The sequence below is a fragment of the Rothia sp. 27098_8_29 genome (assembly GCF_041432785.1).
Lineage (GTDB): Bacteria > Actinomycetota > Actinomycetes > Actinomycetales > Micrococcaceae > Rothia > Rothia mucilaginosa.
Genome location: NZ_JAPWAI010000003.1, coordinates 127,029 through 142,208, shown reverse-complemented (window position 1 = coordinate 142,208; position 15,180 = coordinate 127,029). Strand labels below are relative to the sequence as shown.

General features: G+C 57.0%; 12 protein-coding genes. All 12 read right to left on the bottom strand.

Annotated elements, in window-relative coordinates:
- Positions 1-3: 3 nt before the first annotated feature.
- The 12 genes from O3649_RS06530 to O3649_RS06475 all read right to left on the bottom strand — a co-directional run bounded on the left by O3649_RS06530 (position 4) and on the right by O3649_RS06475 (position 14,956).
- Entirely contained in the window at positions 4-1,251 is a 1,248-nt protein-coding gene (locus O3649_RS06530) for a glycosyltransferase (protein ID WP_371573394.1), read from the bottom strand.
- A 12-nt stretch (positions 1,252-1,263) separates the two neighbouring features.
- Positions 1,264-2,217: a glycosyltransferase family 2 protein gene (locus O3649_RS06525; protein WP_303970352.1), complete on the bottom strand. Its 954-nt coding sequence runs from the start codon at positions 2,215-2,217 to the stop codon at positions 1,264-1,266.
- Between the two features lie 66 nt (positions 2,218-2,283).
- A complete protein-coding gene (locus O3649_RS06520; protein ID WP_371573391.1) occupies positions 2,284-3,327 on the bottom strand; it encodes a glycosyltransferase family 4 protein in 1,044 nt (347 codons plus the stop codon).
- A 4-nt stretch (positions 3,328-3,331) separates the two neighbouring features.
- Positions 3,332-4,240, bottom strand: coding sequence for a glycosyltransferase family 2 protein (locus O3649_RS06515; RefSeq protein ID WP_005508902.1), 909 nt, complete (start codon positions 4,238-4,240; stop codon positions 3,332-3,334).
- Entirely contained in the window at positions 4,233-5,564 is a 1,332-nt protein-coding gene (locus tag O3649_RS06510) for a hypothetical protein (protein ID WP_371573388.1), read from the bottom strand. Before O3649_RS06510 ends, O3649_RS06515 begins: the two co-directional genes overlap by 8 nt.
- Positions 5,561-6,685 (bottom strand): glycosyltransferase, encoded by a 1,125-nt coding sequence (locus O3649_RS06505; RefSeq protein WP_371573386.1) that lies wholly within the window; start codon positions 6,683-6,685, stop codon positions 5,561-5,563. Before O3649_RS06505 ends, O3649_RS06510 begins: the two co-directional genes overlap by 4 nt.
- A gap of 17 nt (positions 6,686-6,702) precedes the next feature.
- On the bottom strand, positions 6,703-8,946 hold the full coding sequence (locus O3649_RS06500) for an N-acetylneuraminate synthase family protein (RefSeq protein WP_371573384.1): 2,244 nt from the start codon (positions 8,944-8,946) through the stop codon (positions 6,703-6,705).
- 90 nt (positions 8,947-9,036) lie between these two features.
- Complete coding sequence (locus tag O3649_RS06495; protein WP_049327940.1) at positions 9,037-9,765, bottom strand: cytidylyltransferase domain-containing protein; 729 nt, start codon at positions 9,763-9,765, stop codon at positions 9,037-9,039.
- Positions 9,765-10,865, bottom strand: coding sequence for an RNA-binding protein (locus O3649_RS06490; RefSeq protein WP_371573382.1), 1,101 nt, complete (start codon positions 10,863-10,865; stop codon positions 9,765-9,767). Before O3649_RS06490 ends, O3649_RS06495 begins: the two co-directional genes overlap by 1 nt.
- Positions 10,856-11,854, bottom strand: coding sequence for a glycosyltransferase (locus tag O3649_RS06485; RefSeq protein ID WP_371573379.1), 999 nt, complete (start codon positions 11,852-11,854; stop codon positions 10,856-10,858). Before O3649_RS06485 ends, O3649_RS06490 begins: the two co-directional genes overlap by 10 nt.
- 259 nt (positions 11,855-12,113) lie before the next feature.
- Complete coding sequence (locus O3649_RS06480; protein WP_303933773.1) at positions 12,114-13,034, bottom strand: glycosyltransferase family 2 protein; 921 nt, start codon at positions 13,032-13,034, stop codon at positions 12,114-12,116.
- A gap of 104 nt (positions 13,035-13,138) precedes the next feature.
- On the bottom strand, positions 13,139-14,956 hold the full coding sequence (locus O3649_RS06475; protein WP_005508910.1) for an ABC transporter ATP-binding protein: 1,818 nt from the start codon (positions 14,954-14,956) through the stop codon (positions 13,139-13,141).
- Between the last annotated feature and the right edge of the window lie 224 nt (positions 14,957-15,180).

Below are 15,180 nucleotides of genomic sequence, written 5' to 3'. Positions count from 1 at the left end.
CTTTTAGTCTTCGGGCAAAGCCTGCATGTAGGTCTTCAAGCGGCTGATAAAACGAGCCTCCGAGAAACCGTCAACGTGCTCACGGATGTAGTCGGCATCCCAGTCGTCCGGGTTGAAAGCCTTGAGAGCTTCCACCAGCTGCTCCACGGTCGGCTGGTTGATGAACATACCGGTCTTGCCTTCCTGAATGGTATCCAGGAAGCCGCCCGCACGGTACGCAATCACGGCCTTGCCGCTAGCACCCGCTTCCAGCGGAGTAATGCCGAAGTCCTCATAAGAGATAGCCAGCAGTGCCAGGCAGTGACGGTATGCGTAACGTAGCTGCGCGTCCGAAACGCCCGAAACGATACGAACGGTCGGACCGGCAAGCGCTTCCAGGCGCTCCTTTTCCGGACCGCGGCCAATCACTAGGAGCTTCTTGCCCAACTCATTGCAGGCTTCAACAGCCTTATCAACATTCTTGTAGGGCAACAGGCGAGAAACAATCAGGAAATAATCGTCCGATTCGGTAAACTCTTCCAGACCCGGAATAGGCTCAACCGGTGCGGTGGTGTCTACCGAGTGCGGGGGGAAGAAAATCGGAACATCCTTCTTGCCGTACACGTTCTCGATGCGCTTCTTAATCACGCTCGCGTTCGCCACGTACACCGCCGAGCGGTGAGCCGCCCAGTGATCCCACAACATCAGTGCAGGACGCAGGGTTTTCAGCAACAGAGGTACGGGGCCGGTACTCTTCTCCCCCAAGTACTGATCGCTCAGGTACAGCCAACGCGCCGGCGAATGGCAGTAGATGAACTTGCGGCCGGCGAAGTTGAAGCCGTGCGCCCAACCGGTCGTTGATACCACAGTACGCTCAGCCGGCACCTTCATGAAAGAAGAAGCAAACGGCAGAATTGGCAAAGCCATGCGGTGGTTACGACGCAGATAACCAATCTTGTTCAAAGGACTCGTGATAATCTTCGCGTCCTTGAACTCGGGAAAGGTGCCCTCCGGGTCGTACAGAGTCGTGTAAATCGGTGCGTCCGGGAACGCACGGTGCATCGCCAGAACAACACGCTCCGCGCCGCCGCGCTGAGTCAGGTAGTCATGGGCAATCGCGATCTCTTCAGTAGCCTCAGGCTTGACCAGCGGCACGTAACGGCGCGCCAGGCGGCCAAGCTTCTTGAGGCTCTTCGGGATATCCGCGAGCACCGCGTCGGGGTTCTTCGGCCCGGTAAACGGAGCGGAGGTCAAGAGCTGAGTGAGTGACATTTCCTTTTCCTCCTAGAAAACTTTCTGAGCACGCTCAGGATAGCGAATACCGGCGTAAGATGCAGCCTCAACCTGCAAAGCCACAAGCTTCTCAGCTGCCTTAGCGGGCAGCTTGAGCAGAATCTTATCGCTCGCATCGCCCAGAGCCTTAATGGTCTTCTCCGTGGTGAAACGAGCAAGGGCCTTGACCAGCAAGCCCCATGCACCCGTCGGGTTCGGGGCTGGGTGCGCTTCCTCGCCGTGCTTACGCACGAAGATGGTGCGGGCAGAACCCGAGTGCAGGGCACGCAGGGCACGCACTGCAGTGGTGGTAGCAGCCACGTAGTGCTTAGTCGCCAGCTCAGGGGCAATATGGATTTCGCCACCGTGCTGAGCAACCTCGTAACCCATGTCTACGTCTTCCCAACCGTAGAGACGGTACGCGGGATCGTAGCCACCAATCTCATCGAAGAGCTTCTTCGACATAGAGACGTTACCCGCCCAGTAAATCCAGCGTTTCTCAGGCGCAACCTGGTACGCAGCTTCACGGAACTTCTGGTCGCGGTAGTTACCGTACACACGAGAGTAGGGAGTGTCCGGGAACTGGTTCAAGTAGATACCGATTACGCCGTGCTCACCGGGAGCCTCATGGTACTTGAGGTGGTTCGCAACGTAGTTGGGATCGGGTTCCAAATCGTCATCGCAACGGATGAGGATATCCGCATCAGCCGCACGGTGACCAGCGTTCAGCGCTGCCACACGACCGCGGTTCTCCTCGAAAACAATCTTGGTCAGGTTCAGCTTGCCTTCCGCAATATAGCGGTCAAGCACAGCTTCGCTGTTGTCAATATCGCCGTCGAGGACCACGATAACCTGGAAGTCCTTCTCAGTCTGAGCGGCAAGCGCATCCAGCGGGTAGTGCAGAATATCTGCACCACCGCGAGAGGGAATGATAACCGCAGCCTTGTAGCGGTGAGTAGTCGTCATAATTTTCCTTCGGGGGTTTGAGTGAGAGGATATCCGTTGAGAATGGCCTATACGTTTAGAAGCACCTTAGCGGATAAAACGTTCCAGAATCTCACCAACACGGACCTTACCTGCTTCAGGCGAGTAGTTTTCCTGCCAACGCCAGAACAGCTCGGAGGTTCGCTCCGCCAGCACATCCGTATCTTCTCGAAGCTCAGTACCCAGGCTCTTAATAGCCTGGGCAAGAGCTACCGGCTGGTCAGCAGGCACAACGTACGGGTACGAGGCGCCGCCGAGCACCTCCGATAGCGCACCTGCGTCACTGACGATTACAGGGACGCGTGCACTCATCGCTTCAGCGACCACCAAGCCAAAGGACTCGGGGGCAATCGAAGGTACAACGAGCATGTCGATATCACCGAAAAGACGGTCCGGGGTAGTCCAGCCCAGACGCGTGCTGAAGGTAGCAACACGAGCTAGCGCATCCTCAACCTCCGCACGTTCTTCATCAGATGCGAAGACAGGCTCGCCGCCAATCACCAGGTCGTATTCAATGCCGTTAGCGTTCAGGGAACTCATCGCCTGGCACAGGGTCGCGATGCCCTTAGACGGAGTCAAACGCCCCAGGTAACCGACGCGGAGTCGGCGCTCCCCCACACGGTGATCCAGCTCGGTGGATACGCCGCTGACCCAGTTCGCAAACAGTTCGCTGCCGGGGCAGGCACGAGCCACATAGCGGCTCGGGACCAGGGTGACAGACGCCTTATGGCGGGCAAAGGGCACGAGCTTTGCGTTCACACCGGTAGGAAGCTGGTGCAAGTGCACGATACGGTTCTTACGACCGCCCGTTGCCGCTGCCGGGACCAGACCGTTACACCACAGTAGAACGTCCTTGTGGCGAGCATGCCAGCTACGCAGAGCCACCATATACTGTGCGCGGTTCTTAGCCGGCAGTACCACACGTGCAAAGCCTTCATCCGCAGCAGCTTCCACAAGCTGCTTCGGCTCGGAAGGACCCACGATAGTGACCTTGTAGCCAAGGCTACGGGCTGCACGAGCAATGTTCAGGAGCATGACCTCGCCGCCACCCATGTCACCGTTATTGGTGGCGATGTAGAGTTCTTTCTCCATCCTTCTACTCCTTCACCAGCTTACGGGCAGGTACATAATTCTTACCGGAATATTTGATACTTCCGCGGATACGTCCCAACGAAGCAACCCAGTTGGCAACATCACGACGAACAACTTTACGTTGGGTCACAGCCTGACGCAGAATATTCAGCAACTGCTGAACACTACCAGTCACAGTAGACTTCAACGAATACGTTGCAGAATCATACTTGGGGAAACGACGGGCCATCAGCACACGTCCCACACCCAGCTCATACTTCTTACGGATAGAGCTCTTCCCCTCCGAGAGAGTAAAACGAATCTCTGCTTCAGGGATAAAGCGCATCACGCCGTCAGCTTCCTGGTGGCGCCACGAAATATCCACATCCTCATAGCCGTAGCGAGGAAGGGACTCATCATAGCCGCCTATTTCGAAAAAGCGTGCACGGGTAATAGCACAGTTACAGTTGCCTACGTGCGGCAGATAAGGAGTAGCAATCAAACCCTTGCCAAAGGCGTCAGGGCGGGGGGTGCCATTAGCGTCAAAAGCGCGGATCCAGCCACCTGCCAGTTCCTTATCCTGCACCTCTGAAAACGCCTGAACCCACTGGGGAGATACTTCATCATCAGCATCACAGAATGCTAAGACCCTACCGGATGCGGCACGTGCACCAGTGTTACGGGCCGCGGGAATACCCGGAGTTGCGGAGGCGTCCACGACCTTGACCGTGAACTTATTCTCTCGGGGCTCCTGAGCCCACGCTTCCATAACGGCGCGGGTGTCGTCATCTGAACCGTTGTCTACCAGAATCACTTCGTACGGAAGCTCAGTTTCCTGGTTCTCCAGAGCCTTAAGCTGGCGGGGAAGAGTTGACGCTGCATTCAGTGCACAAATAATGACGCTAACTTCAGGAGCTCGATTAGTCTTAGACATTTTCTTCCTTCCACACCGGCGCAGCATGCTGCAACTTCTCTTCCGCCTCACGAATTTCAATTCGTTCGTCGAAGCCTTCGATACTCGCCTCATCGTGGCCAGTGCCCAAACGCTGTTCGCGTTCAAGCAACAACACGCGCAGAGCCAAGCCACAGGCAACAGCCCACGGCCAGGTATAAAACACTTCGCCCAGACGAGAAGCACAAATCATGATGGCAACACCAGCGCCCTGTACAACATAGAACCTTGCAGGTAGTGTCTTCTGGCCGCTAAACACGTTCACGATAAAGAGCAGGGTAATGGTGACAACGAGAATCATCCATGGCCAGCCACCCTCAATCAGAGCAGACCAGTACGAGTTATGGAGGAACCAGGTCTTCGATCCAGTATGAACCAGGTATACGTATGCCTCGCCCAACCCCTGGCCGAAGAAGCCAGCTGCCTGAACCTTAATTTCAGATGCCTGGTCAATCAGCGAACGAAGCGCATCCGTACCGGTACGATCTGCGAAGGCACCGGAGTGTGCGTAGTCACTGGTCAAAATATCAATCAGCCAGTACAGGGCCACACCCAAGGCAATGCGACCGAAAGTCTTCAGACGGTTCGCGATGACAATCCAAATCAGGCCTGCAACATACGCCGCAATAGAGGTACGAGAACCTGTAGCCCACAGCAAAGCAGAGAAAACCACAACGGCAAGAATGACTTCGATCTTGTTACGGGCGAAGCTCAGAATCAGCAAACCAAAGAGGCAATATACCAGACCCGCGAAGTTCTTATCACCCAGCCAACCAGTCAGGTAACCGTAGTATCCCGTCACTGGAGCAAAACCAGCAAAGTAAGCTACCGCGTTGAAAAGAATCGCCGTCGAGTATCCAAGAACAATAGAACGAATATGCAGACGCCCAGCAGCAATAGTCCAAATCAACACTGTCGCAGCAACTAGACGAATCAGACGACGAGTCCAGTCGGAGGCGTCCTCAGAGTGCACACCGTTAATTGAAACGATTGCGAGATAACCCATCGCGATAAACATGATGGCGCGCAAACCCGAAAAATGGCTTACGTCAAAAGTCGATTTACGAGTCAGACCATACACAGCCAGCACTATAACGACCACCTGGTTGAAGGGCAGACCAAGACCCGGTAACGCATCACCAAAAAGCAAGAGGAATGCCATGATGAACTCCGGCATTCGAATCTGGCTACTCTGGTGGCGGACGTAATCGTTACCGCGAGACACAACTTCAGAGAAACGCGAAACTTCCGGTTTCTCAGCGGGCTCATTCAAGTGCGCGTAAACCTGCGAAGTCTGGCTCATCATCGGCCTCCTCGAAGTACACGTGCATAAATATCAACTGTCTGAGCAGCCATCTGCTCATTCGAAATCCAGGTGAAAGGCTCAGACTCGCCCTTCAGTAGCTGCGCGCGCATAGCCTGCAGAACATCCTGAGTCAGGGTTGCGCTCTGGCGGTCCACCAGCTCGTCGGCGCCCAGGATCTCCGGGTTGCCGCCCACAGCGGTAGCGACCGTCTTCAGACCGGCTGCCTTAGCATCCAGCAGAGTGTAGGAGCAGTTCTCCCACACCGACAGTTGAACAATCATGTCGCTACGGCCCATCGCCTCAATCGGGTTAACGAAGCCGCTGAAGGTCACCGATTCCCCCAGGTTCAGACGCTGAGCCTGAGCCTGCAACTCGGACGCCAAATCGCCAGAGCCCGCAATCTCAAGATGAGCCTGCGGGTAATCAGCACGAAGCTGCGCAAAAGCGTCCAGCAGCACGTCAATGCCCTTCTCAGGGGACAGACGGGACAGCGAGAGAATACGCGGACCTCCCTCTGCGGGAACACGTTGTTGCTCAACAGCCGCGTGTACCTCAGGGATATCCACGCCGTTGTACACCAGCTCCACGCCACGAGCGCCCCACTTGGCACGCATCTGATCAGCGGTAGAACGAGAAACAGCAATCGCCTGATCGGTACCCCACAGGCGCACACGGTGCACGGTCTCCATGAGCTTAGAACGCCAGGAGCTACCGTGGTACACCGAGTCATTACCGGCAATGCCGTGCTCAGTGGTCAGGAGCTTCGGCACGCAGGTGCCGCGCTTGATAACGCTACGGATGCGTAGCGCGTTGACTACAGCAGTCGCGACAACGTCTGCATACGCCAGGTGGCTGTGGACAATATCCGGGCGGAGCTGCTCAATAGCCTTCTGCAAAGAAGCAAAAGAAGTCTTAAAACCGTAGTCGGGACCGAACTCAGCCTTGATGACGGTGACGCCCAGTTCCTCAAGACGGCTCGTGAGCTTACCCTCGGGTGCGAGAACCACCAGGTTAAAGCCGGGGAGCCCGGCACGTGCCATATCGACAACGTGCCGAGCTACTCCACCAAACTCGGGAACCGGAACGACCCACAGGGCCGTGGGAACTCCGTTTGAATTCATAAGTGAGTGTCTACTTTCTACAGCCACTTCTCGAGGCGGTCCAGTGCAGTGAAGAAGCCTTCACCGTTGTTGATGTGGCCCTGCCAGATTTCGGGAATGAAGGATGCCTTCGGTGCCAGCTCACGCAGCTGCTTGCCCAGGGATGCCCAGTCGACATCGCCTTCGCCGACCTGAACGCCCTCACCGTCAACGCCGGTACCGTCCACCAGGTGCAGGTGGATGGACAGCGGTGCCAGCTGCTCAACAGCCTCCGACAGCGGAATGTTCAGGAAGTTGCAAGCAAGCATGGTGTGGGAGATGTCCAGGCAGAGCGCGGTGTCGAACGCACGCGAGAACTCTGCAGTGTCCTTCGGATCCAGGAACAGGTTGTGGTACTGCTGGCCACCCATCAGCCAGGGGTACGGGGGCAGAGTCTGAGCGGCCAGGCGCACGCCGGATGCGTCCAGGTGCTTCAGAGCCTCGCCGATGCGCTCGTACTTTTCGGCACGCTCGGAGACGGGGATGTGCTTGTCCTTGGTGAAGCCACCCATGGTCACAACCATGATCGGGTCCTCGTCCACGGTGAAGTAGCGGGTCAGGTCACGGGTGATGTCGATGGTGCGCTGCACCTCGGCGATGGAGCGTTCCCACACCTCGGGGTCCTTCGAGGCGAGGTCCACGAGGAAGTCGCCGGCGAAGAGGTCGGGTAGGTGGGTGGTGAAGCCCATGTCCAGCTTGGAGTCGAAGACATCGTCGATGTTGATGTCCAGGTCCTTGTAGGAGAAGTGGAACTCCAGGAAGTCCGGCTTAGCCTCTTCAATCAGCGGCTTGTAGTCGTGGTAGCGGACGGGCAGACCCCAGGGGCGATCGAACTTGAAGTCGCGGCGGGTGACCAGGTCATCCTTCAGGTCGCCCTCGAAGAAGAACGAGCCTTCTTCAACGTCGCGCTGCATGGTACGGCCGACCAGCTGCGGCAGGTGGTTCGGCTGCAGGCCGCGGCCGGGGGACTTCACAGCCACGTCGGCCTCGGTCACGACCTCGCCCTTAGCGATGTGGCGGGTAGCGACCAGGGACTTGGCCAGGTTCACGCGGTTCATCAGCTCACCGGTGGACACCTCGCGGGGAGCGGCAGAACCGATAGCTGCCTCAACCTCGCGAATCTGCTGGACCATGGCCTTGAATTCCTCGGGCAGCAGAGAGACGGTGTGGTCGTTACCCTCGAGGGTCTTGTCGGTGGTGAAGTGCTTCTCGATGATCTTTGCACCGCGAGCAACGGCGGCAATCGGCACGTGGTAGCCACGCTCGTGGCCCGAGTAACCGACCAGGCACTGACCGATCTCAGCCAAGCGGTCCATGTACGCCAGGTTGACGTCCTTAAAGGGTGCCGGGTACGCGGACTGGCACTGCAGCAGAGCGTAGGATGCGCCAGCGTTACGCAGCAGGGCCACGGACTCGCGAATCTCTTCCTCGCGGCTCATACCGGTGGAAACCAGCATGGGCAGACCGCGGGATGCGACGTCGCGCAGCAGCTCGTGGTTGGTCAGGTCGGCAGAAGCAATCTTCATGCCCTGAATACCGTAGTCGACCAGTGCCTGCACCGAGGGGGCATCCCAGGGGGTGCACATGATATCCATGTTGTGCTGCTTGACGTGGTCGAAGACCTCGTACATCTGGTCCACGCTCAGGGAGAAGCGGGAGAGCAGGTCCAGGGTGTACTGCACGCCCAGGTCCTCGCCCGCGGTGGCGGCACCGCGCTGACGGTAGAGGGCGTCCATGTCACGCAGCTGGAACTTCACGGCGTCGGCACCGGACTCAACGGCCAGGTCCACCAGTTCCTTAGCGAAATCAACGCTACCCTGGTGGTTGTTACCGATCTCAGCAATGATGAAGGAGGGGGAATCCTCGCTGATGGTGTGCTTACCGATGCGCAGAACGTCCTGCTCGTCCATTGCCAGTGCCACGAGGTGACCGCGCTCGTCGGTCAGCGGAACGTGGTTGATACCCTTCGCGAAGTAGCCGTGCAGGGTCTCAGGATCAGCATCAGCCGGTGCGGTCTGCGGGTTGGTGTTTGCAGCGTCCAGGGCGCTGGTCTCCAGGGATGCAGTGGGGTTAGCAATCAGCCAACGACGGAAGTCACCGTCAGAGAGCGAACCGCGCAGAATACCGGACTCGTTCACCAAGAAGATGATGCGCTGGCCGTTAGCAGAAATCTTCTGCAGGGCGTTGAGAATCGGGTCTTCAGCGAAGACCACGTAGGGGGCAATATTGCGTTCAATAATCACGATTTTGACCTTTTCGTTTGAGTGTTTAGTTGAATGCCTGAGTGCCGGTCAAGCCGGGAGCGGCAGACGAGGTGCTGCCGCTGGTGAAGGTTACTTGCCTTCGGCCAGGATCTGAGTGAGCTGGTGCTCTGCCACGGAGAAGTCAATCGGCGCGTCGATGTCGACGCCCTCGACCTCGTCCAGCATGAACAAGTCAATGGTACCGCCGGGGTAGCCCGCCAGGCGGTTGTGGTGGTCCATGTACACGTGGGTCTTGGTAATGTACATCGAACCGTTCTCACGGTAGCGGAAGGTTTCCTTGGTCAGCTCCTGGCGGCGCGGGCGAGCCATAATCTCGAACGCCGCGGTGGGCTCACCGTCAGCGTGCCAAGTCCAGATGAACGGACCAATCGGAATCACACCGACCATGGAGTCCTTACCGTTCTCCGCGAACTGGCGGACCGCACGAGCCAGAGTACCGGGCAGACGCACCGGGCTGGTTGCCTGCAGCAGCATGACAGCCTCGGGTTCCCAACCGTTTTCGGTGTAGAACTCGATGGCGTGCTCGATGACCGGCTCGGTTGCGGTGGTGTCTTCAGCCAGGTGTGCCGGACGAATGAACGGCACCTCAGCACCGTACTCGCGGGCGATATCAGCCAGCTCAGCATCGTCGGTGGAGACGACAACACGCAGCTCGTGCTCGCCGGCTACTTCTTCCTTAGCAGCCAGTGCCTGCTCGATGGTCCATGCGACCAGCGGCTTACCCGCGATGGGGCGCAGGTTCTTACGCGGAATGCCCTTTGAGCCACCGCGCACGGGGATGACGCAGAGAATACGCATTATGCCTCCAAAGTTTCAATCATGAGTTCAGCGATACGCTGTGCCGGTTCCTTCTTCGGCTGAACCGGTGCCGGGGTCGGTTCCTGACCCCATTGGTTCATGCCGTAGCGGTCCCAGAATTCCACAAGCCATGCCGGCGGTGCCGGGTGGTAAACCCACGCCGGGATACCGCGGATTGCTGCCTCCAGAACACCGGTAGAGAAGATGGATACCACCGGGTTCGGCACCTCGTTGAGCGGGGTGCCGGAGCGGTCAATACGGATGCCTTCCTTCTCCCACAATTTATGGGTCAGTACTGACAGCTTATCCTTCTCGCTCGGGTGCGGGCGGTAAACGCCGCCGAACTTCTTCAAGAAGGAGTGCGAAGCGTACGCGAAGGATGCGCGCGGCAGTTCCGCACCGTGCATCTGTCCTAGGAAGATCGGTTCCAGGTCGTTCTGCTTCTGCGATTCAGCACCGGCAGCTTTCTGAGCCGCAAGGTAAAGCAGCTGCGAGCCCACCGCGTGAGTGGTGACGTCACGGCGACCCGATGCCCAGAACTGGGCGTCAGCTTCGCTGAAAGCCAGCAGGGTGCATCCTACCGGTAGCGGCGGCGCCTGAGGCACCAGCAGACCGTGCTGAACCACCCAGTACTCCGCACCAATCGCACGAGAGAACTCATAAGCTGCTGCACCACGTGCCAGGTAGTGACCAAGGGAAAGAACTACACGCACACCGGACAGGAGCTCCTGCAACTGGTCTCCTGTCGCTTCCTGCTCGCTCCAGGCATCACGGTCGTAACGCTCGGTGGCGTACTGACCGTTGAGGTATTCCGAAGCGTCCTCAGGGACCCACAGGGCCACACCCACGTTTTCGAGGTACTTGAGCGGCTCCAATAGGGAGTTACGGCTCGTCGGCGAGAACGAATCGAGCACGATGAGCACGCGGGGTACGGCGCCGCGGGTGTACAGCACGCCGCCGACGGGACCTTCCTGTTCAGCCGCGCCTCCGCGCAGACGGCCAATAAGACTGCGCGCCTCGGTCTTAGCCCAGCGCAGGGTGTTCTGACGCTTCTGCCAAGCCGCCCAGGCATCAATATCAATGGGATACGTCAGGCCCATAGCTGCTCCAAAATCTTTACACGCTGATCGAAGGTGTGCTCGGCCAGAGTACGCTTCTGTCCAGCTTCACGAATCTGACGAGCCCACTTCGGCTCACGGAAAATACGAGTACAAATCTCGATGAGCTCATCAATGCTCTCGTAGACCAGAACCTCTTCCCCAGGAATGTAGTAGCGATCCACATCGGCACGGTCAATCACCTGCAGAGCGCCCACGCCGGGAGCCTCAAAGGTGCGCATTGTGAAACCATCCTGATTATTGTGGATGTTCAGCGTTGCCGGGGAGGACGCCATAATGCCGTACGCCTCAGAGCGGTCAATATCGCGGCCTGCGGGCACTCCGGAATCCTTGAACTGCTTAGTGCGCAGAATGTCGTAGGGGTGACGCGACCAAGCACGACCGTAAGCACGCACCGGCAAACCGGCTGCGACCAGCGCCTGCAGGGTCTCCTCACGGTTGGGATACTTAGCGCCCACAAAGTTGATGGAATCCTCACGCTTGGGGACAACCGGGCAGTGGGTATCGTAGGCGTTAGGCATGTCGAGCACCTCGAAGCCCTGCTCACGCAGGTGCTGCGCATCCAGCGGGCTGTAGCTTGCCAGCGCACCCAGGTGGTACAGGTCCTCTTCGGTGTAGCTCATACGACGCATTTCGTCGTAAAGCCAGGTGCCGTAGCGAACACCGGAGGTCTCCAGCAGGTCCCACCATTCGCGGGAGAGCATATCGCCCTTAATGACCAGCACAATATCGGGGCGGAATTCGTTGAAAGCGTCAATAGCCTTACGGGTAGCCTGAGCAGCGAAGCTTTCGGGGCGGTACTTCTCGGGCAGCTCGTGGGCAAGCTTGTTGAGGATACGCTCGGGCAGAGTACCCGGCGCATCGTAGATGTGGGTGCGCACTTCGTATCCGTGCACTTCCAGGGATGCCTGAATTGCCTTCCAGTACCCGTGGAATGCGGGTGAGAGCAGTAGAAGTTTGGGCTGAGTCATATGAGGATTGAATCCTGTCGGCGTTTGCTATGAGAACCCGCAGGGTAGAACCGTGCGGTGCTATGTGTTGGAGTGAAGAGGAACGGAAAGTTTCACCTGCAACTTGAGGCAAAACATACCTACTGAAATTTTACAACGAAAGCAGGAGACGACACACTCGAGTGCACTGTGTCGCCTCCTACGTTCTATGTGAGCCTTCTTATGAAGAAGGCAACAAATCTTACGGAACCATCACGGTAAATTCCGGTGGTTTCGCAACTTAGTTTTCACGGCGCTCTGCCTTGGCGATACGCTCCAGCTCAGTGGCGAGGAAGCCGCGAGCGTCCACGTCTTTATTGCGCAGAGCACGCACGGAGTTCACCAGGAAGTTTGCGTAGCTGGTAGCGCGCAGAGCCGTAGCAAGCTTCTTCTCCCAGCCCCACTTATCGGCATAAATAAAACGAGCAGTGGTTAGCCACTGTACTCGGCGCTCAGAGGGCGAAGAACCGCCGCCCTCGTGGGTTACGGTCACCGAAGGAATCAGGTAGCGGTCCACGCCAGCATTCGAGAGGCGGTACTGGAAGTCCACCTCTTCGCTGTTCATGTAGAAACGCTCGTCCATGCCACCGATGCGGTTGAAGGTCGCGCGAGGAACAACCATGCATGCACCCATAACCCAGTCGACCTTCGCGTCCGAGGTGCCGGTGCACGCTTCAACATCGTGGCCAACACCGCGGTGCCACCAGTTGGTCGGCTTGAAACGAGCCAGGGGGGTGAACCATTCCCACGCCACATGCGCTGCGGTGGGGAACTTACGAGCCACCCACTGTTGCTTGCCATCGTGGCCGATGATCTGCGGGCTAGCCAGGATCTCGCCGTGACGTTCCACGGCTGCGAGCATGCGAGAGACGAAAGTGTTATCCAGCTCCAGGTCGCTGTTGAGGATGAAAACCCATTCACCGGTCGCGGCAGCAACACCGGAGTTCACAGCCTTACCGAAACCACCATTAACGGGGCGGCGAACCACGGTCACGCCCTCAACCTCGGGGAAGGGGGTGGGAGAAACATCGTCAGAGACAATAATCTCGATATCGGCGGGATCGATACCCTGCTGAGCGCGCAGAGTGTCAATAATGGCAAGAACCGGTTCCGGCTCACCGTAAAAAGGAATAACCGCAGATACGCGGGGAGTATGAGTCACAATATGTCCTTTGAGTGAGGCGCTTGAAAATCACAAGCTATAGAAGGCTAAAGATGGGGGCGACCGTACTCAACTGCTGCATACGATCACCCCCATCATTTCAATTAGTCGGGCAGCTGGCCCAGGCGAACGAGGTTCGCGAATTCTTCGTTGGCCATCTGAACTTCCTTAAAAGTTCCCTTGTTGGCGATACGGCCCTGGGAGAGGTACACCAGCTGATCAACGTTGCGCACCGTAGAAAGACGGTGAGCCACGATAATCACGGTAATCTCCTTGGAGATGCGGTTAATGGTCTGAGTGATCTTGTACTCAGTCTCATTGTCCAGCGCGCTGGTCGCCTCATCCATAACCAGCAAGCTCGGGTTGCGGTACATCGCACGCGCAATACCCACACGCTGACGCTGACCACCGGAGAGACGGTTACCATTCTCACCAATCGAAGTGTTAATACCATCTTCCAGGGTCTCGACAACGGGCATCAGCTCCGCCAGCTTGAGGCAGTAGAGTACACGATCGTCATCAATGTACTGCTTGGGAATGCCGAAGGCGACTGCCTCACGCAGGGTGCCGTTACCCAGGTAGGGGTCCTGGGGAACATAACCGATCTTCTGGTACCAGGAAGGCAAATCAGTATGGATGTCCTTACCCTGGCTGGAAATCGTACCGCTCGTCGGGGTGAGCAGGCCAAGGATTAGGTCAACCAGGGTAGTCTTGCCCGAACCGGAACCACCCACGAAAGCAACCGAGGTACCAGCCGGCACATCCAGCTGAATGTCCTTGAGAACATCCTTATCACCATCCGGGTAACGGTAGACCAGGTTATCAATCTGAACATCCACAGGCTCAATATCCGAGTTGATGATGGTTGCCGGATCAATTTCATCCTTGAATTCAACCATCTGCAGGCGCTGCTCTTCGGGGCTCATCGAGCGGATAACCTTTGCAACTTCTTCACTAGCGAACTCGTTCGCACGAATACTGCCCAGGTTGGCAATCATACGGGTTGCATTCGGAAGGATGCGGATACATGCGGTTGCGAAAAGCATGAGGGAAGGAAGACCCTCAGCACCCTGAGTCGAGGTCACCAGAGCCAGCAGACCAGCGATACCCACGATGAAAATAACTTCAAGGGAGTACTTGGGGAAGTCATTCAGGAACGAGAGGTTAACGTCGCTTTTAACGCTTCGTACTGCGGGCTCGCGGTACTGCTCGATAGCAGCCTTGTGCGCATTCGTAATACGAATTTCACGGAAGCCCTTGATGTCATCCAAAAGGAAGCGCAAAGCGTCTCGACCCGCACGTGCCGATGCCTCACCATACTTCGCATTACCGCGGCGCAAGAAGAACTGCATGCCAGCGATGGTGATGCCAAAGTATGCAAAAGCAAGCAGTGCCGGAACCGGCATGACGCAAAGAATCATGATGAGCAACACGAGGATAGACAGGAAATCGCCCACAAAGTTAATAATCGATCCCACAAAACCGCGGTATGCAAACACCACGTAGGTGCTAATCAGGTACGCGGTTTCTTCAGGCTGAGACTTCTTGCGGTTGAAGTAGCTATCCTTCATGTAATGATTGAGGATTGTCGTCGACGTCGCCAGCTGCTGGTAACCGGTAAATTTCAGGCTCCAGCGCTTAAAGAGGAGCGCAGCAACACCCTTAATAACAAAGGCGAGCACCAGAACGATACCCAGGTAGACCACCAATTCAGAACGCTGAGGGTTGCCGAAGATATCGGAAAGTACAGCCAGATAACCGGTAAGTTCCGCACCCATCGCAATATTCACAATGGGAAGGATGGCTGCAACACCGATCATTTCCATCAAAGATAGGAGGAACAGACCGATTAGGTTAAAGATAAGCAGCGTAAAGCTTCGTCCCGGGAAAAGCAAGCGAAGCTTAGTGTAAATACTCTTCATTGGTCCTCGTTGGTGAGTGTACTCGCTGGCCCCTGAGTGAGAAAAAGACCAGCATTGCACGCCAATTTTAGCACGTGGCATCTAAACATTTTCGGCATCAAGCTTGTACTTTAGGTCATCTTTAGGTTGGAGAAGAACATCCATTCCACGCCTAAAGCATAAGACGTTGAGGCGTATTTGCCACACACAGGAAAAGGAACCGCTGAAGGTGCAAGTAACTCGGT

Bases quoted from the DNA above. Each gene is read 5' to 3' on its own strand.
- O3649_RS06530 (WP_371573394.1), bottom strand. From the start codon at position 1,251: ATGTCACTCACTCAGCTCTTGACCTCCGCTCCGTTTACCGGGCCGAAG.
- O3649_RS06525 (WP_303970352.1), bottom strand. From the start codon at position 2,217: ATGACGACTACTCACCGCTACAAGGCTGCGGTTATCATTCCCTCTCGC.
- O3649_RS06520 (WP_371573391.1), bottom strand. From the start codon at position 3,327: ATGGAGAAAGAACTCTACATCGCCACCAATAACGGTGACATGGGTGGC.
- O3649_RS06515 (WP_005508902.1), bottom strand. From the start codon at position 4,240: ATGTCTAAGACTAATCGAGCTCCTGAAGTTAGCGTCATTATTTGTGCA.
- O3649_RS06510 (WP_371573388.1), bottom strand. From the start codon at position 5,564: ATGATGAGCCAGACTTCGCAGGTTTACGCGCACTTGAATGAGCCCGCT.
- O3649_RS06505 (WP_371573386.1), bottom strand. From the start codon at position 6,685: ATGAATTCAAACGGAGTTCCCACGGCCCTGTGGGTCGTTCCGGTTCCC.
- O3649_RS06495 (WP_049327940.1), bottom strand. From the start codon at position 9,765: ATGCGTATTCTCTGCGTCATCCCCGTGCGCGGTGGCTCAAAGGGCATT.
- O3649_RS06490 (WP_371573382.1), bottom strand. From the start codon at position 10,865: ATGGGCCTGACGTATCCCATTGATATTGATGCCTGGGCGGCTTGGCAG.
- O3649_RS06485 (WP_371573379.1), bottom strand. From the start codon at position 11,854: ATGACTCAGCCCAAACTTCTACTGCTCTCACCCGCATTCCACGGGTAC.
- O3649_RS06475 (WP_005508910.1), bottom strand. From the start codon at position 14,956: ATGAAGAGTATTTACACTAAGCTTCGCTTGCTTTTCCCGGGACGAAGC.